Annotated in this window: 19 protein-coding genes; 7 read left to right on the top strand and 12 right to left on the bottom strand. The window is 73.8% G+C overall.

Features of this window, described 5'->3' with window-relative positions; genetic code table 11:
• Positions 1–165 precede the first annotated feature (165 nt).
• Positions 166–2832, bottom strand: coding sequence for a WD40 repeat domain-containing serine/threonine protein kinase (locus tag B207_RS0125500; RefSeq protein ID WP_051102668.1), 2667 nt, complete (start codon positions 2830–2832; stop codon positions 166–168).
• Positions 2833–3231: 399 nt separating this feature from the next.
• Here B207_RS0125500 and B207_RS0125495 point away from each other — a divergent pair, with 399 nt between their 5' ends.
• Positions 3232–4044, top strand: a complete 813-nt coding sequence (locus B207_RS0125495; protein ID WP_026311444.1) for a methyltransferase domain-containing protein — start codon at positions 3232–3234, stop codon at positions 4042–4044.
• Positions 4045–4304: 260 nt separating this feature from the next.
• Positions 4305–5603, top strand: a complete 1299-nt coding sequence (locus tag B207_RS0125490; protein ID WP_018639506.1) for an ABC transporter substrate-binding protein — start codon at positions 4305–4307, stop codon at positions 5601–5603.
• 100 nt (positions 5604–5703) lie between these two features.
• On the opposite strand, the gene B207_RS0125485 is transcribed toward B207_RS0125490, so the two are convergent.
• A complete protein-coding gene (locus B207_RS0125485; RefSeq protein ID WP_018639505.1) occupies positions 5704–6750 on the bottom strand; it encodes a hemolysin family protein in 1047 nt (348 codons plus the stop codon).
• Entirely contained in the window at positions 6747–8399 is a 1653-nt protein-coding gene (locus B207_RS0125480) for a hemolysin family protein (RefSeq protein WP_018639504.1), read from the bottom strand. Before B207_RS0125480 ends, B207_RS0125485 begins: the two co-directional genes overlap by 4 nt.
• 440 nt (positions 8400–8839) lie before the next feature.
• Between B207_RS0125480 and B207_RS37265 the strand changes: the two genes are divergently transcribed.
• Positions 8840–9583, top strand: coding sequence for a DUF4232 domain-containing protein (locus tag B207_RS37265; RefSeq protein WP_051102667.1), 744 nt, complete (start codon positions 8840–8842; stop codon positions 9581–9583).
• 126 nt (positions 9584–9709) lie between these two features.
• Here the strand turns inward: B207_RS37265 and B207_RS0125470 are convergent, their stop codons facing one another.
• The 6 genes from B207_RS0125470 to B207_RS0125445 all read right to left on the bottom strand — a co-directional run bounded on the left by B207_RS0125470 (position 9710) and on the right by B207_RS0125445 (position 14668).
• Positions 9710–9922, bottom strand: a complete 213-nt coding sequence (locus B207_RS0125470; protein WP_018639502.1) for a hypothetical protein — start codon at positions 9920–9922, stop codon at positions 9710–9712.
• 146 nt (positions 9923–10068) lie between these two features.
• Positions 10069–10797, bottom strand: coding sequence for a sulfite exporter TauE/SafE family protein (locus tag B207_RS0125465; protein WP_326829036.1), 729 nt, complete (start codon positions 10795–10797; stop codon positions 10069–10071).
• Between the two features lie 20 nt (positions 10798–10817).
• Complete coding sequence (locus B207_RS0125460) at positions 10818–11537, bottom strand: TetR/AcrR family transcriptional regulator (RefSeq protein WP_018639500.1); 720 nt, start codon at positions 11535–11537, stop codon at positions 10818–10820.
• Between the two features lie 101 nt (positions 11538–11638).
• Positions 11639–12739: a CaiB/BaiF CoA transferase family protein gene (locus B207_RS0125455; protein ID WP_026311443.1), complete on the bottom strand. Its 1101-nt coding sequence runs from the start codon at positions 12737–12739 to the stop codon at positions 11639–11641.
• Between the two features lie 68 nt (positions 12740–12807).
• On the bottom strand, positions 12808–14001 hold the full coding sequence (locus B207_RS0125450; protein WP_018639498.1) for a thiolase family protein: 1194 nt from the start codon (positions 13999–14001) through the stop codon (positions 12808–12810).
• A 79-nt stretch (positions 14002–14080) separates the two neighbouring features.
• Positions 14081–14668 carry a pyridoxamine 5'-phosphate oxidase family protein gene (locus B207_RS0125445; protein ID WP_018639497.1) on the bottom strand — a complete coding sequence of 196 codons (588 nt, stop codon included), beginning with the start codon at positions 14666–14668 and terminating at the stop codon, positions 14081–14083.
• 61 nt (positions 14669–14729) lie between these two features.
• On the opposite strand from B207_RS0125445, the gene B207_RS0125440 reads away from it, so the two are divergent.
• A complete protein-coding gene (locus B207_RS0125440) occupies positions 14730–15716 on the top strand; it encodes a helix-turn-helix transcriptional regulator (RefSeq protein ID WP_026311442.1) in 987 nt (328 codons plus the stop codon).
• 140 nt (positions 15717–15856) lie between these two features.
• Here the strand turns inward: B207_RS0125440 and B207_RS0125435 are convergent, their stop codons facing one another.
• Both B207_RS0125435 and B207_RS0125430 read right to left on the bottom strand, forming a co-directional pair.
• A complete protein-coding gene (locus B207_RS0125435) occupies positions 15857–16144 on the bottom strand; it encodes an FDXHR family putative zinc-binding protein (RefSeq protein ID WP_018639495.1) in 288 nt (95 codons plus the stop codon).
• Positions 16145–16424: 280 nt separating this feature from the next.
• Positions 16425–16931: an NUDIX domain-containing protein gene (locus B207_RS0125430; protein ID WP_018639494.1), complete on the bottom strand. Its 507-nt coding sequence runs from the start codon at positions 16929–16931 to the stop codon at positions 16425–16427.
• Between the two features lie 582 nt (positions 16932–17513).
• On the opposite strand from B207_RS0125430, the gene B207_RS0125425 reads away from it, so the two are divergent.
• Entirely contained in the window at positions 17514–19250 is a 1737-nt protein-coding gene (locus B207_RS0125425; protein WP_154675618.1) for a sensor histidine kinase, read from the top strand.
• A gap of 125 nt (positions 19251–19375) precedes the next feature.
• Positions 19376–21088 carry an AAA family ATPase gene (locus B207_RS37260; RefSeq protein ID WP_018639492.1) on the top strand — a complete coding sequence of 571 codons (1713 nt, stop codon included), beginning with the start codon at positions 19376–19378 and terminating at the stop codon, positions 21086–21088.
• A gap of 73 nt (positions 21089–21161) precedes the next feature.
• Here the strand turns inward: B207_RS37260 and B207_RS0125415 are convergent, their stop codons facing one another.
• The gene (locus tag B207_RS0125415) at positions 21162–21797 is read right to left on the bottom strand and encodes a response regulator (RefSeq protein ID WP_018639491.1); all 636 of its coding nucleotides are present in this window, start codon (positions 21795–21797) and stop codon (positions 21162–21164) included.
• A gap of 311 nt (positions 21798–22108) precedes the next feature.
• Between B207_RS0125415 and B207_RS0125410 the strand changes: the two genes are divergently transcribed.
• Positions 22109–22642: RNA-guided endonuclease InsQ/TnpB family protein (locus B207_RS0125410; RefSeq protein ID WP_195905350.1), on the top strand; the 534-nt coding region annotated here is incomplete at its 3' end.

Raw genomic sequence — 22642 nt, 5'->3', positions numbered from 1 at the left:
TCATCCCCTGCCGGGATCTTCGCCATCCTCGTCCGGCCGTCACGCAGCTCCACGGCGTGGCGGCCGGACGTCGTTCCAGAGGGCGGTCACGGGCCGCGGGCCGCGGCGGGCTGGGTCGAGCGGTCAGCCGCGGCGGGCAAGGGATCAGCCGCGGCGGGCAAGGGATCAGACGCGGCAGGGATCGGTGTACGGGAGCTCCGGAATGCGCTCGTCCCACTCGTCCCGGCTGATCCGCGCCGCCGGGTCCGCGCAGGCGGCGGCGGTGAGCCGATCGGGGTTGACCGACCACACCGTGGTTCGGCCGTCCTCGGTGGTCGTCGCCAGCCGGTCACCGGCCTGGTCGACCGCCAGGGCCAGGACCGAGCTGCCGACATCGTCGACCCGTGCCATCGCGGCCGGCCCGGAGCCGCTCCAGTAGGTGACGACACCGGCCTGGTCACCGCTCACGATCTGGCCGGCCGCGCCGAACGCGACCGCGGTGACAGGCGTGTCGTGCCCCGTCAGCTCGGCGGTGACACGGCTCTCCCGGGGGTTGCCGACATCCCAGACCCGAACGGTCCGGTCGTCGCCGCCGGTGGCCAGGCGCTTCCCGTCGGCGCTGAAGGCGACCGCGTTGACCGCGCCCAGCGCACCGCTGGCGACCCCGGCGCGGACCGGGCGCTCCGGGTCGGTGATGTTCCAGAGCTGGACCTCGCCGCCGATGCCCGCCACCGCGAGCAGGTCGCCGGCGGGGCTCAGCGCCATGTCCGTCCGGACGGACATGGTGCGCTGCAGCCGCGGCGGGTCGGGCGTGGCCGGGTCGGTGAGCCGCCAGAGGGCGAACGTACCGTCGTCGGTCGCCGCGGCGAGCAGTGTGCCGTCCGCGGACAGCGCCACCTGGAGCGGCGTGCCCAGCCCGGCCAGCACGGCCAGTCGCTGCGGGCGCGCCGGGTCGCGGACGTCCCACAGCCGCGCCGGGTCCGCGGTGCCGCTGACGGCCAGCCGGTCACCGTCCTCGTCGAAGGCGAGGGCCACGGCCGGGTCCTCGGTCGGCTGCTCGCTGAGCAGCGTCGGCTCGGCGCCGTCGGCCAGCCGGTAGAGCCGCAGGACACCGTCCGGCCCGGCCGTGGCGAGCACCGGGCCGGCCGGGCTGAACGCGACATCCCGGGCGGGGCTGCCCGCCGCCGGTGTCCGCGTCGCGGTGCTCGCGCCGAACGAGGCGATCAGCGCATCCCGGGCGGTGCCGGCCGGCGCGATGCGGTAGGCCGCGAGACTCAGCCGCGCGGCCAGGGCCGGATCGGTGGCGCGGCTGCCCGCCGCCTCGTCGGCGAGCCGGTCCGCGATGGCCGCCCGGTCGGCGCTCGACGGGGTGTCGTCGCCGCCGAGGGTGAGCAGCGGGATGGCGACGGCCGCCGCCAGTGCCGCCGCGAAGCCGGCCAGGGCGACCGTTCGGCCGGTCCGGTGGCGGCCGGCGGCGTCCGGAGGCGGCTGCTCCGGCCCGCCCCGGCTACCGCCGGAGGCACCGGAAACCCCGGGCGCCGACGAGTGCTGCGGTGCTGGCGAGTGCTGCGGTGCTGGCGAGTGCTGCGGTGCCCATGAGGTCTGGGGCGCGGGCGAGTACGGCGATACACCCGGATGGGGGGGTGCCGGCGGCCGGGACACCGGCGGAACCTGCGACGGCGGGACGGAGGGGAACGAGGGGAGCGAGGGGAAGGATGCCGCCGAGGGCGGCGGAGTGCCAGCCCGGGAGACCGGTGAAGGCGGGGCCGGGTGCGCCTGCGGGGCGGGGGAGAGCGGCGCAACTGAACCGCCATCGGCCGCTCCGGCGACTCCGGCTGCTCCGGCGACTCCGGCTGCTCCGGCCACACCGGCGGCGGTGGACGAGGGCGCTGCCGCCGCGGCCCTGCGGCCGCCCAGCGACCACCGGCGCCCGCGTCCCGGGCTGGCGCCACCCGTGCTCTCGGCACCTTCGGCAGCCGCCGGGCCCGCTGCCCGGTCGGGGATCGGCACGCCGCCGATCAGGGCCGCGCGCAGCTCCTCGGCGGTCGGACGGGTCGCGAACTCCTTGCGCATCGCCAGCTCGACGAGTTCCCGCAGCTCGCCGGTCACGCCGTCCAGCCGGGGCTGCTCGTTCACGATGCGGTAGAGGACGGCCTCCACCCGGCCCTGCCCGAACGGCGGCTGCCCGGTCGCCGCGAAGATCATGATCGAGCCCCAGGCGAAGATGTCGACCGCGGCGGTGATCGGCTGATCGAGAATCTGTTCCGGCGACATGTACCCGGGGGTGCCGATCGCCTGCTTCACGTTGCGGGACAGGTCGCTGACGGTGTCGTATTCCCGGGCGAGCCCGAAATCGATCACCTTCGGGCCGACCGGGGAAAGCAGGACGTTCGCCGGGGTGAGATCCCGGTGGACGATACCGGCCGCGTGGATCGCCGACAGCGCGGTGGCGACGCTGACCGCGAGCTGTTCGAGATCGGCGGGGCGCATCGGCCCGCGGGCCGAGATATGCCGAGACAATGTCGGGCCCTCGACGAACTCCGTCACCAGATACGGCTGGGGGCCGTCAGGATCGGCGTCGAGGACGGCCGCGGTGGTGAACCGCCGCACCCGGCGCGCGCTTTCGGCCTCCCGGGCGAACCGGGCCCGGAACTCCGGGCGGGACGCCAGCTCAGGCCGGATGACCTTGATGGCGACCGCGGTGCCGTCCGGCGCCTGACCGAGGAAGACCGCACCCATCCCGCCCTGGCCGAGGCGGCCCACGACGCGGTAGGCGCCGAGCTGGACGGGGTCCTCCGCACGCAGCGGTCGCGCGGTGTTGCCGGACACCGGTGGTGGCGTATACCCGGTCACGCGGCCCCACTCCTGCGTTCGTCACGGTTGCCCTCAGATTACCGGGACCGACGACCGGGCCCGGGCCGTTGAGCATGACCGATCCGGTACCCGCGCGATCTGGTACTCGTTCGGTCTGGCACTCATGCGGCCGGTACTGGTGGCGGCCGGTACTGGTGGTCGGCGCGAACGCCTGCGCACATCACACCGTGGCCGATCCTACGGCATGATCCTTCGCCCTCCGTTCGACGGCCCGGCGGGCTCCCGGACGGGCGCGTGCCGGGCCGGAGAAGTGATCCGTGAACGTCATTCCTGAACGGGCTGGATTCCCCCCGCGCGCCATATACCGTGCATCCGGCCGGCCTCCGGTTCCGCCGGATTCCCCTGGCCGGTTCGCCCGTGTCGAATCTGGGAGGTCACGTGCTCCGCCGTGCGGCGAAGTTCGAGGTCAGTCTCACCCCGACGTCCGAGTCCCTGCTGTCACCGGTGGCCGACGAGCCGCGGCAGTGGCTGCTGGGCAGGGCGCTGGACGAGTTCGCCGCCGATGTCGGTGCGCTCGACGAGGTCGCCGGGCAGATGGTCCCCGGGGGGACCCGTCCGAAGATCGACGTCGCCGTGGACGAGGCGGTGCCGGCGGTCACCGGCGGCACGCTGCTGGTCTCCGGCCAGGAGGTGATGCAGACCTGGGAGGAGCCGCTGATGCGGGCCCTCGCCGGCGCCGTCACCCGGCCCGGCGGAACCGTGTGCGAGGTCGGCTTCGGCCTCGGGATCTCGGCGGGGTTCGTCCAGGAGCACGGTCCGTCCGGTCACACGGTCATCGAGGCGAACCCGGACGTCGCCGTGACCGCGCGGGAGTGGGCGGCGGGGCGGGCCGGGGCCGAGATCGCCGTCGGCCGCTGGCAGGACGTGCTGCCCGGCCTCGGCAGGTTCGACGGGATCCTGTTCGACACCTACCCGCTGGACGAACGCGAGGTGGACGACTACGTGGTGCGTGACGCCACCTTCGCCGAGCACTTCTTCCCGCACGCCGCCGCTCACCTGACCGACAGCGGGTCCTTCACCTACTACTCGAACGAGATCGACTCGGTCTCCCGCCGCCACCAGCGTTCACTGCTGCGGCATTTCGAGACGTTCTCCGTGCGGGTGGTGGACGGCCTGCGGCCCCCGGCGGACTGCAGCTACTGGTGGGCTCCGTCGATGGCGGTGATCGTGGCCTCGGGTCCGCGCCGGTGACCCGCCACCCCCGCCGAGGCGGGGGACCGGGGGGCCGGTGGCAGGACTGATGACCTCCGCGGGCCCGCGGGCCCGCGGGCCGCGGCGCGGTGGACGGTGTGCGCCATACGCGTGATGTTGTACGGTTGCCGCACCGGTTTGACCCCTGATTAGGGCTAAAGTACAAATAGTCCTTTTTGTCCTTAAGCTGCAGGGCTGGGCCCGGTCCGCAGGAGGCTTGTGAGCGCCGCGCCGCGGTGCCCGGACATCAGGAGACGCCGATGACCCCCGGAGCGCCCCCCGCTTCGCCGGACCGCGGCGGCAGCGGCGCCGGCGGGCGCGGCCTACCCGCCTCGCGCCGGCCGGCCGGCGTCGTGGTGGCGCTGGGGGCGGCCCTCGCGCTCCTGGTCAGCGGATGCGTGGGGGACTCCGCGGCCGACAGTTCGGCGGCCCAGCCCGCACCGACCTGCGCCGCCGAGGAGGGTGTGACGCCGTCGGAGGTCCGCTTCGGCGCGCTCTACCCGGACACCGGGTCCGGGGCGGGGGTCTCCCGGGCGTTCCGGGCCGGCGTCGACTCCCGGCTGGGCGCGGCGAACGCGGCCGGCGGCATCCACGGGCGGCAGGTCCACTACGACTGGCGCGACGACGAGTCGACTCCGGACGGCGCCCTGCTCGCCGCGCGCATGCTGGTGGACCACTCGCACTCGTTCGCGATCGTCGGCACCAGCGGCATCGCGGCCGATGCCGCCAGTTATCTGGCCGAGCGGGGTGTCCCGACCATCGGCCAGGACCTGACCGCCGGCGGGGAGAACACCTTCGGCTACTCGAACGTGCTCGGCGGCGACCTCGGCACCTCGGTCTTCGGCGCGTTCGGCCGTTCCCACGGTGCCACCCGCGCGGTGATCCTGCGTACCGAGGTGATCCCGGCCTCCGGGCAGATCGCCGAGCGCCTCGGTCGCAGCCTGCGCGCCGGCTCGGTCGAGGTCGTCGACACGATCGACTGGACGCCGGCAGGCTTCGACCTGGGCGCTGCGGCCGCCCGCGTCCAGGCCGCCGGCGCCGACATGATCACCGGAGTGGTGCCGGTCCGGGCCTTCACCGACGTGCTCGCCGCGGCGCGCCAGGCCGGCGCGACGATCAAGGTGGCCATGCAGCCGATCGGCTACGACCCCGTCCTGCTGACGAAGCCCCGGCCCGAGCTCGCCGGCAGCTTCTTCCTGGTCGACTTCGTGCCGTTCGAGGCGGGCACCCCGGCGCACCGCCGCTACCTCGAGGCGATGGCCCGCTACGCGCCCCAGATCGAACAGCCCGAGCAGACCACCGGCCTGGTCGGCTGGATGACCGCCGATCTGTTCCTGCGCGGCCTGGACGAGGCCGGCCCCTGCCCGACCCGGGCCGGCTACATCGCCGGCCTGCGGGCCGTGCGCGACTACGCCGCGGACGGGCTGCTGCCCAGCGGGGTGAACCTCGCGGACAAGTCCGCGCCGAAGGCCTGCGTCAGCATGGTGCGGGTGTCCCAGGGCGGGGACTCCTTCCAGGTCCAGATGCCGATGGCCCTGTGCGGAGAGACCGTCCGCTAGCCTCCGCCCGGCTCCGGGGGCCCCGCCAGCCCCGCCCGGCGAACCGGGCGGGGCGTCGGCGTGACGTCAGTCGTCAGGCTTGGACGTCAGTCGTCAGTCGTCAGGCGTGGTGGCGGGTCGACTCGTCGCGGATCTCACCCACCAGCTCCTCCAGGATGTCCTCCAGAGCCACCAGGCCGAGGATGCGTCCGGACGGGTCCGACAGGCGCGCCAGGTGCGAGCCCGAGCGCTGGATCGTCGCCAGCGCGGTGCGCAGGCTGTCGTCCGCCCCCACCCGGACCAGCGGCCGGATCCACTTGGCGGCCACCGGTGCGGACCGCCGGTCCTCCCGGTTCTCCAGGACGTCCTTGAGATGCAGGTAGCCGACGAGGTCGTCGCCCTCCCCGCGGACGGGGAACCGGGTGAACCCCGTCTCGGCGGCGAGCTGCTCCACCTCCCGGGGGGTGATGGTGGGCGGCACGGTGACCAGCCCGTCCGGGCGCAGCAGGACACTGCGCGCGGTGCGCTCGTCGAACGACAGCGCACCGTTGAGCAGGTCGCGCTCGTCCGCGGCGAGCAGGCCCTCCCGGTGCGACTCCTCGATCAGCCCGGCCACCTCGTCCCGCGTGTAGACGTTGGTCACCTCGTCCTTCGGCTCGACCCGCACCGCCCGCAACGTGAGGTTCGCGATCAGGTTCAGGATCGAGATCACCGGCTTCACCACCCGGACGACGGCGACCAGCAGCGGAGTGAGGAACAGGACCGCCCGGTCCGGCAGCGCCAGGGCGAGGTTCTTCGGCACCATCTCGCCGATCACCACATGCAGGTACGTCACCAGACTGAGCGCGATGGCGAACGCGATCGGGTGGCGCAGCGAGGACGGCAGTCCGACCGCCTCGAACGGGCCCTCCAGCAGGTGCGCGATGGCGGGCTCGCTGAGCGCGCCGAGGCCGAGCGTGCAGATGGTGATGCCGAGCTGCGCGCCCGCCAGCATCAGCGACACGTTCTCCATCGCGTGCAGGGTCACCTTGGCCGCGCGGGAACCGGCCTCCGCGCGCGGCTCGATGGTGTCGCGGCGCGCGGAGATGAGGGCGAACTCCGCCCCGACGAAGAAGGCGTTGCCCGCCAGCAGCAGGACGGTGATGGCCAGCGCCAGGAGGTCGCTCATCGGCGCGCTCCGCGGGTGCCGGCGTGCACCGCGCCCGCGTCGCCGTCGGCCGCGTCGCCGTCGGCCGCGTCGCCGTCGGCCGGGCGCGGTGCTCCTTCGCCCGCCCGCGCGTCGTCGCCGCCGGCCACCGGTGCGCTGCCCGCGGTGGGCGCGGTGGGCGCGGTGGGCACGGTGGGCGTGTGGTCGGCCGCGGGCGCGGTGCCCGCCGCCGGTGCGTCCGTCGTGGGCCGTACGCCGTCGGACGCCGGTGCGTCGGCCCCGCCCGGTGGTGTGCCCGGGGAAGTGGAGCCGGCGCCCTCGGCGCCCTCGGCGTCGGGGCCCTGTGCGGGGAGCTCTCCGCCTCCCGGCGCCGTCCCGGTCCCGTCCGCGAGCCGGACGCGGTCGACCCGCCGGCCGTCCATCCGCTCGACCTCGTAACGGATGCCGTCCACCGTGGTCGTGTCGCCCACGCGCGGGATGCGCCCCAGCATGCTCGACATCAGCCCGCCCAGGGTCTGGTAGGCGTCGTCGCCGGGGATGGGCAGGCCGGTGACCTCGCTGGCCTCCTCGGGCCGCAGCAGGCCGGACAGCAGCCAGCTGCCGTCCCGGCGGCGCAGGGCACGAGGGCTGACCCGGTCGTGCTCGTCGATGACGTCGCCGACGATCTCCTCGATCAGGTCCTCCGCGGTGACCAGCCCGTCCGTACCGCCGAACTCGTCGACGACGATGGCCATCTGCAGACCGCCCGAACGGAGGGTCTCCAGCAGTGGCTCGAGCGCCATCGAGGACGGCACCGTGGCCGCGGGCACCATCACGCTGTGCACCGCCGTGCTGTCACGCGCCTCCTCGGGAACGCTCACCGCATGCTTGACGTGGACGAGCCCGACGACGTCGTCGCTGCCGTCCCCGATGACCGGGAACCGGGCGTGGCCGGTGCGCCGGACCGCTCTGATCACCTCGGCGACCGGGGCGTTCGCGTCGATCGACTGCATGCGCATCCGCGGGGTCATGACATCCTCGGCGACACGGTCACCGAAGGTCAGGGAACGTTGCATGAGCGTCGCGGTCTCCCGCGGCAGGGTGCCGTGCTCGGCTGACCGCCCGAGCAGCGAGAACAGCTCCTGGGGCGACCGCGCCGACGCGAGCTCCTCCTGCGGCTCGATGTTGACCCGCCGCAGCAGCGAGTTCGCCGTGCTGTTCAGCGAGCGGATCGCCGGCCCGGTGACCCGGGTGAACAGGCGCTGCGGGCGTTGGACGGCCCGTGCCGTGCCCAGTGGCTTCGCGATCGCGAGATTCTTCGGGACGAGCTCCCCGTAAAGCATCGTGAAGCCGGTCGCGAGGACGAGGGCCAGTGCCACCGAGAGACCACCGGCCACACCCCGGGACGCGCCCAGGTCGATGATCGGCCCCTCGATGAGGTCCGCGATGGCCGGCTCGGCGAGGAAACCGATGGCCAGGTTGGTGACGGTGATGCCGAGCTGTGCCCCGGAGAGCTGGGTGGAGAGGGTTCGCAGCCCGCTCAGGACCCCGGCGGCGGCTTTGTCCCCGCCGGCGGCAGCCCGCTCGACCGTGGGCCGGTCGACCGTCACGAACGCGAACTCCGCCGCCACGAAGATGCCGCAGGTGGCGACCAGCAGAAGACCCAGGAGCAGTAGAAGCGCCTCTGTCACCGATCGACCCCCGCGGGCGCTTCCCTACGCGTGGGTCGGCCGGAACTACATCCGGCGTCGTCGGAACTGTTCATGATCCCTTCCGTCGGGTGGGACGGCCGTCGGGCCCGCCCAGTCGCCCAGCATTCTGACTACCCCCGTCGCGCAGGTTCAACGCTCGCCGGGAGCGGACCGTTTCACGATGACCTGTGGGATGTGTATCGGTCCAGAGGGCCTGAGCGTGGCGGGGCGGATCGGCACGGAACGGCGCGTGGCCAGCCACTCGGTGCCTGTCCGTATCCGCCCGAATCGGCCTGCCGGCGCCGCGGCGTCCGTGCGGTCGACGGTCCCGGCCGGAAGACGGGACGTCCGTCAGGTGTGGCGCGGGCCCGGGCGGGGAAAGTGATCGGCACCCCGGAATTCCGGGGCGGAGCCCAGATCGGGGGATCCGGGAGGGCGACATGCGTCTTTCTCCGCGCACCCTCGACCTGTTTCTGATTTCTCCGGCGGAAATGCCGCGCAGAAGGCCCGGGCGTACCGCGGCCGGAACCGCGCTGGCCGCCTTCGCCGCCTTTTCGCTGTTCGGTGCGGAGTCCGCCGGTGCGGGTTCCGCGAAAATCCCGCCCACCCACACGTCGTCCGCCTACCGGACCACCTCGGAGACGTCCTGCGCCTCCGGCGACCTGCGGGCGGAGCTGACCGCGGCGCAGCACGGAGCGGGCCAGACCCACGCGGAACTGGTCCTGGTCAACATGAGCGGGCGGTCCTGCACGGTGGCTGGGCACCCCGCCGTGTTCCGGGTCGACGCGGCCGGCCGCCGGCTGGGGGCACCGGCGGCGGTCGACGGGCCGGACGGCTTCCCGGTGCTGCTGGCGGCAGGCGGGCGGGCCGTCGCGGGGCTGACACTGAGCGCCGCGGGGCTCTTCCCGGGGTGTGGGGACGACGGCCCGGCGGCCGACGTGGCCGGCCTGCAGACCATCCCGCCCGGGGGCCGGACGGCCCTGGCGGTGGCGGGCTTCGTCGACGTCCTGCCGGCGGACTGGTCCACGCCGGGTGGGAAGAATCCGGCATCAGAGGGATCGTCGGCCCGCACGGACATCTCCGGTGGTGCGCCGGAGGCCGGGGCGCCGAATGCCGGGCCCGGCCGCGGCTGCGCCGAGCCCGAGCCGATCATGATGCGGGTCACCGCCCTCGCCGCCGGGTGACCTCCGGGGGCCGGGATCCCGAGCCCCCCGGGACCGGCCTGCGGTGTGTGCTCTCATACCTGGTCCCGCCGGTGCGCCCGGGCGCACCGGCGGGACCGGTCGTCGATCTGCGGGGGGCGCCGGTGTCTACCGCGGAGCCAGACCGAAGGTGTAGAAGATCGCGAGCGGCCAGCCCAGGGTCGCCACCACCGCGGTGAAGAAGTGGCGCAGGGTCGCGCCGTCCCAGTCGGTGACATCCCAGTAGTCCTGGCTGATCGTGATGATGAGTCCGATGGCCAGGTAGAGAAGAAATCCGAGACTGATGCTGCTGTAGGTCCGAGTGCGTACCCGGGTCGCCATCGGGAGCTCCTTTTCGAAAGGGTATTTATCCGCTGAACCGGCGAATACCCGCATGTGCCGGCCTTAATCTTCTGGCGTGGATCCGGTCCGTTCCGGGCCCCGCCACCTGCCGTTCGGGGCTCCGGCGGGATGTCCAGCCAGCCGGGTCAGCGGTAGGCGTCGAGGGCGAGCGAGGCCGCCAGGCCGACCGCCGCGGCCGCGATGATCCAGCGCACCAGCCTGGCCGGCAGCACGCGGACGATCCGGGGCCCGACGGCGCCGCCGACCAGCAGGCCGGCGGCGAGGGGGGCCGCGGCGTCCCAGGCGACCGAGCCCATCAGGGTGAACAGGGCGGCGGCCATGGCGTTCGAGAAGCCCGAGGCGACGTTCTTCACCGCGTTCACCCGTGCCAGCGGCTCCGGGATCATCACCGCCATCACGGCCAGCAGCGCGACGCCCGCGCCGGCACCGAAGTATCCGGTGTAGATCGCGACCGCGAAGACCGCGACCAGCAGCAGTGGGCTGGGTGCGGACGCCGCCCCGCCCGCCGCCGGCACGATCCGCGGCGACAGCAGCAGGAGCGCGGCCGCGGCGACGATCAGCCAGGGCACGACCAGTTCGAAGGTGCGGCCCGGGGTCGTCAGCAGCAGGACCGCGCCGACCGCCCCGCCGGCGAGTGTCGCCGCGCCGAAACGGGCCACCCGTCCGCCCTGGCCGACGAGCTCGGGCCGCGAGCCGACCGCGGCGCCGACGGCGACGAACAGCAGCGCGGCGGAGTTCGTCATGTTCGCGGTCCGCGGCTCCAGGCCGACGGCGAGCAGCGCAGGGTAGGAGACGAGGGAGGCGAGACCCGCCACCGTGCTGGTGATTCCGGCGAGCACGCCGGCGCCGACCAGCAGCAGGAACTCCGCCGCGCTCAGCGACCCACCGAACCCACCGAACCCACCGAACCTGCCGAACCCACCGAACCTGCTGAGCCTGCCGCGCCGACGGTGCGCAGCGCGATGTCGACGTAGCGGGCGGCGATCTGCGCGGGTGTGAGCTCGCCGGACGGCTTGTACCAGCCGGCGACGGCCTGACACATGCCCAGCAACGCCCGGGCGGTGTCCCGCGGGCTGGTGACCGCCATCTGGCCGCTGGCGGCGCCGTCCTCCACGATGTCCAGCAGTAGGCTCTCCAGGCGCTTGCGCAGCGCCGCGTAGCGACGGCGGTTCGGCGGCTCCAGGTAGCGCAGCTCGGTGTCGAGGTAGGCCAGGTCGAAGCGGTTCGACATGAACAGGACGACCGCCTCGACCAGCCGGGTCAGCCGGGGCACCGGGCCGTCGTCGGCCTCGGCCTCGGCTACGGCGGCACAGGCGCGCCCGTGCACCTCGGCGATCGTGATCTCGAGGAGCGCGACGAGGATGCCCTGCTTGTTCTCGTAGTGGTAGTACAGCGCGGGCACCGTCACCCCGGCCCGCCGGGCGATGTCGCGGACGGTGGTGCCGTGGTAGCCGTGCTCGTGGAAGGCGGCCAGCGCGCCGGTGAGAATGGGGTGCAGGTCGAGCGGGTCATAGCTGCGCCAGTCCGTCGGGACCATGCCTACGAGCTCCGGTTTCGCGGTGAGCTCCGGATTCGCGCGCGGGCCCGCCCCCATGCTGTGATCTTCCGCCCGTCAGGCGTGCCGGTACGGCCGGGCGGCCCAGGGCCGACCAGCCCGGCCCGGCGGCGCGGGCAGGGGAACCGGGGTGCGTGGGTTCACGGCGCGGCGGACCATTCGGACAGGACGGCACCGGCGTCGCTGAACACCGCGGGGCCGGGCAGCGGCGTGCCGCTGCGGGAGAACCGCGGTGCCGGAGCGGCCTGCGGCACCCCGTCGGCGTCGACGATCGCGCCCCGGGCGGCCAGGTGCGGGTGCTCGCCGGCCTCGGAGAGGGTGAGAACCGGGGTGACGCAGGCGTCGGTTCCGTCGAACAACGCCGCCCACTCGTCGCGGGTGCGTGCGGCGAACGCGGCGGTGAAGGCCTCCCGCAGCACTGGCCAGCCGGCGGGGTCGAACTGGTCGGGCAGGCCCGCCTCGGCCAGGCCGAGGCCCTTCAGGAGCTGGGCGTAGAACTGCGGCTCCAGCGGGCCCACGGCCACATGACGGCCGTCGGAGCAGGTGTAGGTGTCGTAGAACGGCCGACTGCCGTCGAGCAGGTTGGTGCCGCGCTCGTCGGTCCAGGGGCCGTAGCCGTGCCAGTCACCCATGCCGCGCCAGGCGAACATCATCTGCAGCAGGACGCTGGTGCCGTCCACGATCGCCGCGTCGATGACCTGACCCTGGCCGGACCGCTCCCGCTCCAGCAGTGCGGAGAGGATCCCCACCAGCAGGAACATCGAGCCGCCGCCGTAGTCGCCGACGAGGTTCAGCGGCGGGGGCGGTCGCTCGTCCGCGCCGCCCATGGCGTGCAGCGCGCCGGTCAGCGAGATGTAGTTGATGTCGTGCCCGGCGCGGGGGGCCAGCGGGCCCGTCTGGCCCCATCCGGTCATCCGGGCGTAGACCAGACGGGGGTTGCGGGCCAGGCACTCGTCGGGGCCGAGCCCGAGCCGCTCGGCGACCCCGGGCCGGTAGCCCTCGATGAGGACGTCGGCCCGCGCGATCAGGTCCAGGGCCCGGGCGAGCCCGTCCGGGTCGCGCAGGTCGACCTCCAGCAGGCGCCGGCCGCGCAGCAGCCAGTCGTCCGGCCCGTCTCCGAGCTTCGGCCGCTGGATCCGCACGACGTCCGCGCCGAGGTCGGCGAGGATCATCGCTCCGTGCGGGCCGGGGCCGATGCCCGCGAGCTCGACGACACGCAGCCCGCTGAGCGGACCGGTCACACTGCCCTCCCTGTCCAGCACTGTTCGACGGTCCAGCACTGTTCGATGGTCCAGCACTGTTCGATGGTTCAGAGCCGCTCGATGATGGTGGCGTTGGCCATGCCGCCACCCTCGCACATCGTCTGCAGGCCGAAGCGCCCGCCGGTGGCCTCGAGGTGGTTGACGAGCGTGGCCATCAGCTTCACCCCGGAACCCCCGAGCGGGTGGCCGAGCGCGATCGCGCCACCGCGCGGGTTGAGCTTCGCGGGGTCGGCGTCCAGCTCCTTCGCCCAGAACAGCGGCACGGACGCGAACGCCTCGTTGACCTCGTAGGCGTCGATGTCGTCGATCGTCAGGCCGGTGCGCGCGAGGATCTTGCGCGTCGCCGGCGCCGGGGCGGTCAGCATGTACAGCGGGTCGTCGCCGGCCAGGGAGAACGCGTGGAAGCGGGCCCGCGGACGCAGCCCCAGCTCCGAGGCCTTCGACTCGCTCATGATCAGCGCGGCGGACGCCCCGTCGGTCAGCGGGGAGGAGTTGCCCGGAGTGATGTGCCAGCCGATCTGCGGGAACCGCTGGGCGAACTCCTCGGTGTGGAAGGACGGCTTCAGCCCGGCCAGGCCCTGCGGCGTGGTCGACGGGCGGACGGTCTCGTCGACGGTGTGGACGATCGTGCTGCCGTCCGGCGCGAGCACCTCGATCGGGATGATCTCGTTGTCGAAGCCACCCGCCGCCGCGGTCGCCGCCGCGAGCTGGTGCGACCGGGCGGAGAACTCGTCGAGCTCCTCGCGGCTCAGCTTCCACTTCGCCGCGATCAGCTCGGCGCCGACACCCTGGTTCGCCAGGCCCTCGGGGTAGCGGGCGCGGACACCCGGCCCGGTGGCGTCCCGGCCGACCGCGGCGAACCGCATCGGTACCCGGCTCATCGACTCGACGCCGCAGGCGATCGCCACGTCGTACGCGCCGGCGATGACGCCCTGGGCGGCGAAGTGCATCGCCTGCTGGCTCGATCCGCACTGCCGGTCGATGGTCGTCCCCGGCACGGACTCCGGGTAGCCGGCGGAGAGCACGGCGTTGCGGGCGATGTTCGCGGTCTGCTCACCCGCCTGGCTGACACACCCGGCGATCACGTCGTCGACGATCGCCGGGTCGAAGTCGTTGCGGCTGACGAGAGCCTTCAGCGTCGCCGCGAGAAGCTCCACGGGGTGCGTCTCGGACAGCGCACCGCCCGGCTTGCCTCGACCGGACGCGGTACGCACGACGTCGACGATGACTGCGTTCTCCATGGCACTCCCTCACCGGACGCCAACACAAAACTTTTCTAGCGCTCGCTCAGCAGAAACGTATGAGCGGCCCGGCGCAGGGTCAAGAAATGCCCCCGGCGCCCCCCGGCGTGGCCGGCTCCTCCCGGGCGGGCGCGTCGTCGTTGCCGCGCCGCAGGACCCGCAGGCCACGGCCGTCGGGCCGCCAGAGCTCCAGCACCATCTCCTCGTCCTCGACCCGCACCCGGACGGCCTCGGTGAGCTCGACGCGGAAAAGGTCGAACGGTGTCGGAGGATCCACCTCCTCGGCGAACCGGCGCCGGACGTCCGGATCGTCGACCAGCAGGGCGCGGCCGGCGACCCGTGCGTCGCCGCCGTGCATGTCGGTGCCCGGACCGGGATTCGCGTGCAGCGCGAACCGCGGGTCGCGGACCAGGTCGGCCGACTTCCGTGCGCCCGGCATGCCGCCGAGCCAGAGCTCGCCCAGGGAGAAGATCGCCTCGATGCCGCTTGCCCGCGGTGCGCCGTCCGCCCGCACGGTCGCGAGGACGTGGTGGCGGAAGGCGGCGAACCGCTCGCCCAGACCGCGGGCGAAGGCCGGCTCGGCCGCCTCGAACGCGCTCCAGGGCGTCGGGGTCGCAGACGTCGGGGTCGCAGATGTCGGGGTCGCAGTGTTCCCGGTCGTCGTCATGCGCCCAGCCTCGCCGCTGACCCTGACATCTTCCGTCAGGGTCGGCGGCTACGTTCGCCAGGTGCGCTCCAGTCGCCTGATGGCACTCCTGCTCCATCTGCAGGCCCACGGCGGGGCGACAGCCACCGACCTCGCCGCCCGGTTCGAGGTTTCCGTCCGCACGGTGCGGCGTGACGTCGCCGCCCTGGCCGCGGCCGGGGTCCCGGTGTGGTCGGAGCCGGGGCCGCGCGGCGGGATCCGGCTCGTCGCGGGGTGGCGTACCCGGCTGGACGGCCTGACCGGCGACGAGGCGTCCGCACTGCTGCTCGCCGGCGCCGGCGGTGACGCCCTGGCCGGGCTGGGCCTCGATGCGGTCGCCGCGGCCGCCCAGAGCAAGGTGCTGGCCACCCTCCCGCCTGAGCTTCGGTCCCGGGCGGGGCGGGTCCAGGAGCGGTTCCACCTCGACGCCCCCGGCTGGTTCACCGGTGCGGACGAGACGCCGTGGCTGGCAGTGGTCGCGGGCGCTGTCTGGTCCGGGTACCGGCTGGACCTCCGGTACGGACGGCCCGACCGGGTGGTGCAGCGTCGGGTCGACCCGCTCGGCCTCGTCCTCAAGGCGGGTGTCTGGTACCTCGTCGCCCGCCACGGCGACGACATCCGCAGCTACCGGGTCGCCCGGATCAGCGCGGCCAGCGCCGGTGCGGGGCCGTCCGACCGCTTCACCCGGCCTGACGGTTTTCGTCTGGCGCGCTGGTGGGCGGCGTCGAACGAGGAGTTCGCCCGCTCGCTGCTGCGCTGGCCGGCACGGCTGTCGCTGTCACCGCGCGGGATGCGGATCCTCCCGCAGGTGCTCGAGCCGCTGGCCGTCCGGCGGGCGCTGGCGGCGGCCGGTGAGCCGGACGCCGACGGCTGGCGCGAGGTCCAGGTGTGGTTCGAAGGGCCGCAGGTCGCCGAGTCCCAGCTCTGGGCATTCGGGCCCCATGTTCGTGTGCTCGCCCCGGATTCCCTGCGGGCGGCCCTCGCCGCCGCCGCCCGCCGGACCGCGGCCCTGAACGCGCCGGACGACTGATTTCCGCGCCCGCCGGAAGGCGGCGACAATGGTGTCACCCGTGCCCACGGAAGCGGTGGGCATTGCACCCGTCCGGGGGCTCGGTCGAGACGAGCGGCTTCAGCCGTTCGCAATCCTGCCGGTGACGCGTCGCGCCGCGGTCAGGCAGGCCGGACGAACGGGGCGTTCGCGATCTGCCGCGGGATGGTGAGCAGACGGCCCGGGGCCCGTTCGTCCGGGCGGCGCCAGTAGCCGCCGTCCGCGCAGAGGCCCGCGTCCCCGGGGGGCAGGCAGTGCCCGCTGTCCCGGTGGGCGTCGAAGCCGGTGCACCCGACGAAGGTCTCATGGCAGGTTGGGCAGTGCGCCGCGGTGAGCGCCGTCCAACGTACATCGCAGCGACCGCACCCGATGAGTGTCGGGCGGTCATAGTCGATGTCGCGGCCGGGCAAGAGCCGCCCCCCCTCGTTGTTCACGGACGAACCCGCGTTCCGACGGACCGGTCGCCGTCGAGCCGATTCTTTACGCCTGCTGCCAGGTCCGGGCCGTATATGCGGCATCGACCGTAACGATTTCACTGGCCGGTCCACCATACGGGGCGCCTGGGAGGGCATCTTTCCGTAGTTGTTTCGCTCATGGTGCGTACGGGCGAACTGTACGTGTGCGACCGGCGCTCCGCCGATGTCGGGGTCGGGGTCGGGGTCGGCGGAGCGTCCGGCGCCGCCGGTGGGGTCAGCGGGCGCGCAGCGCCGGCAACGGGGAGAGGCCGCCGGGCGACGGTGGCCGGACGGGGTTCCAACCGGGCTCGGAATAGGACTCGGCCCGCTGCCAGCAGGCGAGGACGGCCTGGTCCAGCGGGTCCAGCCCGGTGGGGAGATCGCCGAGTGGCCGCCAGTGCTCCCGGGCGCCGTCCGCGGGCCTTTCGGTCGGCTGCGGCAGGCCGCACGTCGGTGGAAGGAAGTACAGCGAGACCTGCTCGCCGCCGCCGAGCTGGTGATGCGCCGCATGCGCCAGCATCAGCTCCGACTCGTTCGCCCTGATCCCGGCCACCTCGGCGGCCAGCCGCAGCGCCGTCTCGCGGGCCGGTTCCCCCAGCCGCAGCGGCGCGCCGGGCAGCCGCCAGGCCTGCGCGGGTCGCTCCGGTGGGCCGGTGCGGCCAGGAGTGAGCAGCACGGCGCCATCCCGGATGATGATCAGTCGCAGGTCGACGGGGAGACAGTGCGAGCGAGACGGATACAAGGCCGCCTACCGGCGGGGCCCGGGCCGTGCGGCGGCACGGTGGGCCGGGTGGCGATCAGGGGACAAGGCTTCCTCCAGGTCGATCGGCGCCGTCACGGTTCGGCCCGACGACAGATCATCACGGGTTTCGCCGTGCACGTGCAAGCGCACGGTCGTGCCGCCGTGAGTGGTGCCGTGAGTGGTGCCGCTGTCGCCGGGGGTGCCGGAAGGCCCAAGGAAACGGTCCCTGTGGTCCCTGTCTCGGTATCCCGGGGGGCGGCGGTGATGACCAGCGGCTCCACCGGTTGCCGGGAGCCGCCTCCTGCCCGCGGGCGGGCCGGAGCGGCCGCGGGAGTGCCGCGGGTCGCTGCGGAGTGCGGTGATCCCGCTCTGATGTTCGATAGCGTCTGGACCATGGACCCGTGGCCCGAGCGTGCGGGCGGTGATCATCGCGGTGGTGGCGGCGCCGGCCCCGCAGCCGGTTCCGGAGCCGCCCCTGGCACCGCCGCGGCCGGGCTCGGTGAGGGCTCCGGCGGCGGGCCGCCGGAGCCGCGGAGCAGTCCACCGTCCGCGGAGCTTCTGGACGGTCAGGAGGACAGGGGGATGATCGAGAGTGCGAAGCTCCTGGACGTCCCGGACCTGCTCGGCGACGTCGCCGCGCCCCGGCCCGGGCGTCTCGAACTGGACGAGCTGATGGCGCAGCTGGTCGAGCGCGCCCACGAGGTGATGACCACGCAGGGCCGGCTGAGGGGCCTGCTGCGGGCGCACCGCGCGGTGGCCGCCGACCTGAGCCTGGAGGTCGTGCTGCGGCGGATCGCCGAAGCCGCCTGCGAGCTCGTCGACGCGCGCTACGGTGCCCTCGGTGTGATCGCCCGGGACGGCCGGCTGGAACAGTTCATCCACGTCGGCATGGACGCCGACCTGGTCCGCGACATCGGACACCTGCCCCGGGGTGACGGCGTGCTCGGGCTGCTGACAGCCGAGCCGCGGCCCGTGCGGCTCGACGACATCGCCGCGCACGGCCACGCTGTCGGCTTCCCGGCGGGGCATCCGCCGATGCGCACCTTTCTCGGCGTCCCGATCAAGGTGCGTAGCGAGGTCTTCGGCAACCTCTACCTGACCGAGAAGCGGGGTGGGCGCCTCTTCACCGCGCAGGACGAGGAGCTGGTGCTGGCCCTGGCCGCCAGTGCCGGGGTGGCGATCGAGAACGCCCGCCTGTTCGGTGCCGCGCAGCGCCGGCAGCAGTGGCTGCAGGCGTCCGCGGACATCATGCGCCACCTGCTGGCGGACGGCGTCGAGCCGCTCTCCCTCATCGTCGCCCGGGCCCGCGAGGTCGCGGACGCCGAACTGGCCTGTGTCCTGCTGGCGGACGAGGTCACCGGGGAGCTCCTGGTGGACGCCGCCGCCGCGGTCGACACCGCGGTCGCCGACGCCCTGATCGGCGCCGCCGTCCCGTTCGCCGGGACCCTCGCCGGCCGGGCGGTCGCCCAGGGGCGGCCGCTGCTCGTCGACGACGCGGCGGCCGAGGCGGGCACCTCGGGCGTCGGCCCGGCCGCCACCGGTCCGCTCATGGTCATCCCGCTGGTGGGGGCGCAGGCCCGGACCGGTGCGGTGGTACTGGCCCGCGGCCCGGGCAGCCGGCCGTTCGCGGACAGCGACCTCGACATGGCGGCGACGTTCGCCGGGCACGTCCAGGTCGCTCTCGGCCTGGCCACCTCCCGTGCCACCCGGGACCGGCTGCTCGTCCTCGAGGACCGCGACCGCATCGCCCGTGACCTGCACGACCACGTCATGCAACGCCTCTACGCGGTCGCGCTCGGCCTGCAGGGGATGGCCGCTGCGGAGGACCGCCCGCAGTCGGCCGGGCGGCTCACCACCTACGTCGACGACCTCGACGCGACCATCCGGGAGATTCGCTCGACGGTCTTCGAGCTTCGCGGGCGGCGGACCGCCGGGGGCCCGGGCGTCCGTTCCCGTCTCGTCGAGATCGTCGAGGAGGTCGGCGAGGCGCTCGGGTTCAGCCCGCGGCTGCGGATCGACGGCCCGCTCGACACCCTCCTCGAGGGCGGTGTCGTCGACCACCTCCTCGCCGTCGTGCGGGAGAGCCTGTCCAACGTCGCCCGGCACGCGCGGGCCAGTGCGGTCGAGCTGTCGGTGTCGGTCCGGGACGGCCGGCTCCAGGTCGAGGTCACCGACGACGGGGTGGGTCTGGGTGACACCGGTCGGCGTAGCGGCCTGCAGAACCTGCGTAGCCGGGCCGAGGAGCTCGGCGGGACGTTCGGCATCGCCTCGGGGCCGGCCGGTGGGACCTGCCTGCGCTGGTCGGTTCCCCTGAGCTGACCAGGCCGGACGGCCGCCCTACGGGGGTCCGAAAGGCCCCCCGACCCGTGCCCGGGAGAGGCCTCCGCCGGGACGTCGGAGCGCCACGATGAGTACCTGGCGCCAGGCGTGCACGGGGAGGTGCGATGCCGGTCGAGCAGGTGACTGCGACGTCCGTTCCGGCGGATCTGTGGCTCCGGCCGCGCAGCGCGGGGCGGGTCGTCGAGACCGGTACCGCGCTGCTCTACCTGGACGCCGATCGCGTCCTCAAGCGGCACCGGCCCGCCGGCCCGCCGGCCGGTCCGCCGGCCGGCCCCGCTACGGCGGGAGCCGAGGCACCGGCGTTCCACGGTCGGCTGGCCCGGCTGGCTGCCTGTCGGGCCGAGGTGCGGCTGAACCAGCCGCTCGCGCCGGGCGTCTACGCAGGCGTGGCGGACGTCGTCGACGGCAGAGGTGCCCTGTGCGACCACGCGGTGGTCATGCGGCGCCTGCCGGCCAGCCGGCAGCTGACCGCGCTGGTCCGGGCCGGTGCCCCGCTGAACGAGCAGCTGCGGCACGTCGCCCGTGCCATCGCCTCGTTCCACGAGCGGTGCGCCCCGGCCGTCATCACCCCGGCCAGCATCACCTCGGCCACGATCTGCCCGGCCATCGTCAGCCCCGGCACCGTCAGCCCCGGCACCGTCAGCCCCGGCACCGTCAGCCCCGGCACCGTCAGCCCCGGCACCGCCGCCCTCCCGCTCCCCGCCGCTGCGGGCGGCCCGAACGTGGTCGGGGTGTCGACCGCGGTGGTGGGGCCGGGGGAGAGCGGAGCGGAGCGGCAGTGGCGGGAGGCGTTCGCCGCCGCGCAGGCCCTGCGCGGCACCGTCCTCGACGCCGATCTGGTCGACGAGATCGGCCGGCTCGCCCAGGCCTACCTGGCCGGCCGGCGTGGGCTGCTGGCCCGGCGTGATCGTGGCGGATGGATCCGTGACGGCCACGGCGCCCTGCGGGCCGACACCGTCTACTGCCTCGACGACGGCCCGCGCATCCTGGGCCGTCCCGTCCGCGGGCGGCGGGCGGGGGACATCCTGGCTGACATCGCCCTGCTCGCGGTGGACCTGGAGCGACTCGGTGCTCCCGAGGACGCCGACACCCTCCTGCGCCGGTACCGCGAGTACGCCGGGGCGCCCCACCCCCGCTCGCTGGAGCACCTCCACCTGGCCTGTCGTGCCCTGCAGGAGGCGGCGGCGACGTACGCGGGCGACCCGCACGAGGGGGAGCAGGCACGGCGGCTCGCCGACATCGCCTACCGGCATCTGCGCCGGGCCCGGGTGCGGCTGGTCCTGGTCGGTGGCCTGCCCGGTACCGGGAAGACGACGCTGGCCGGCCGGCTCGCCGCCGGTGACGAGGGCCGGGTGCTGCTGCGCTCCGACCTGGTGCGGGCAGGGCTGACTCTCGACGGCCCGGACGACGCCACGGAGTCGTACGTCTGGCCGCTGGCGTCGGAGACCACGGCGCGGACCTACGAGCAGCTGCTGGCCCAGGCCCGCCGCGCGCTGGACGACGGCGAGACGGTGGTCATCGACGCATCCTGGTCGGACGGGCGCCACCGGGCGGCGGCCGCCCGCCTCGCACGGGACACCTCCGCGGAGCTGATCGAGCTGCGGTGCGTCACCTCGCCCGAGGTGGCGGCGGCGCGTCTGGTGCGCCGCGACGCGGCCGGTCGCCCGGGGGCGACCCAGTCGGACCAGGCCGGCGCGACGGCAGCCGTCCACCGGGCGATGAGTTCCTGGGCCGAGCCGTGGCCGACGGCGCGGGTGATCCAGACGACGGTCCCGGAGGGCGAGGCGTTTCACGCCGCCGAGCGCTGCGTGGTCTGAGTGTCGCCGCCGACGCGCGGGCGGCGCCGAATCCGGTGCCGCGCCGGGCAGGACCTGCCGCGCCGAGGAGGGATCAGGAGTGGTGGCGGGTCACGTAGACGGCAGCCTGGGTGCGGCTGGTCAGGCCCAGCTTGTCCAGGATGGACGAGACGTAGTTCTTGACCGTCTTCTCGGAGAGCTGGACCCGCCCGGCGATCTGCCGGTTGGTCAGCCCCTCGGCGATCAGCAGGAGGATCTCCTGCTCCCGCCCGCCGAGCGCGCTCCGGGCCCGGTCGGCCCCGGAGCCCTCGCGCAGGCGGCGCAGCACCCGGTCGGTGACGGCGGGGTCCAGAAGTGAGCGCCCGGCGGCCACGGTGCGGACCGCACCGACCAGATCCGTGCCCCGGATCTGCTTGAGCAGATAGCCTGCGGCCCCGGCCATGATCGACGCGAAGAGCGCGTCGTCGTCGTCGAACGAGGTGAGGATCAGGCAGCCGACCTCCGGGCAGGCCGCGCGGATGTCACGGCACACGTCGATGCCGCTGCCGTCCTCCAACCGGGCGTCGAGCACGGCGACGTCCGGACGCAGGCGTGGCACCAGGCAGACCGCCTCCGCGCAGGTCGAGGCCTCGCCGACCACCTCGATGCCGCCGGCGTCGGCGAGCACCTCGCGTATCCCCCGACGCACGATCTCGTGATCGTCGAGGAGGAAGACACGGACCGTTTCCACTCCGGCAACGATAACCGCCACGCATCGGCCCCGTGCTGGTGAAACGATGGTCGGCGGCAGCAGGGGGTGCCGATCGGTGCGTGCGCGCCTGCGCGCCCGCGGTGCGCCCGCGCCTTCGCCGGCGGAGGAGGATCCGGCGGACTCCGGGGTAGGGACCGGTCCGGGGGCATGCCAGCCGGAGCACCCGGCGAGGGGACTGACCGTGAAATGTAGCGCGCAGGCCCCGTCCTTCAGGGCAGGGATAGCGCGTCAACTTCGATATCAGGGTGGCGGTGGATAGGTGTATTCTGCCGGTCGTGGGGAGTCGGGTGGTGAAGCGGGCGTATCGGTACCGTTTCTACCCGACCCCCGATCAGGTGGAACAGTTAGCGAAAACGTTTGGTTGTGTGCGTTACGTGTACAATCGGGCGTTGTTTGAGCGGTGCCGGGCGTGGGTTCAGGAAGGGCGTCGGATCAGCCACGCCGAGACGGACAGGATGCTCACCGGGTGGAAACGCGACCCTTCGACGGTGGGGCTCGCCGAGCCGTCGAAGGGCCCGTTGCAGGCGGCGTTGCGGCATCTGCAGAGGGCGTTCGTGAACTTCTGGGAGAAACGGTCCGGCCATCCGTCGTTCAAGAAGAAAGGCAGGGCGCTCGACGCGGCGACCTATTTCCGTAACTGCTTCACCTTCCGCGACGGGCAGGTAAGGCTGGCGAAGCAGGACGAGCCGTTGGACATCGTCTGGTCGCGTCCCCTGCCGGAGGGGGCCGTGCCGTCGCAGGTGACGGTGTCGCGCAACGCCCGCGGCCAGTACCACGTCTCGATCCTGGTCGAGGAGACCGTCACCGGCCTGCCGGTGTCGTCG

The sequence above is a fragment of the Parafrankia elaeagni genome (genome assembly GCF_000374165.1).
Taxonomy (GTDB): Bacteria; Actinomycetota; Actinomycetes; order Frankiales; family Frankiaceae; genus Parafrankia; species Parafrankia elaeagni.
The sequence above is the reverse complement of the archived record's forward strand: the minus strand, read 5'-3'. Positions and strand labels throughout refer to the sequence as shown.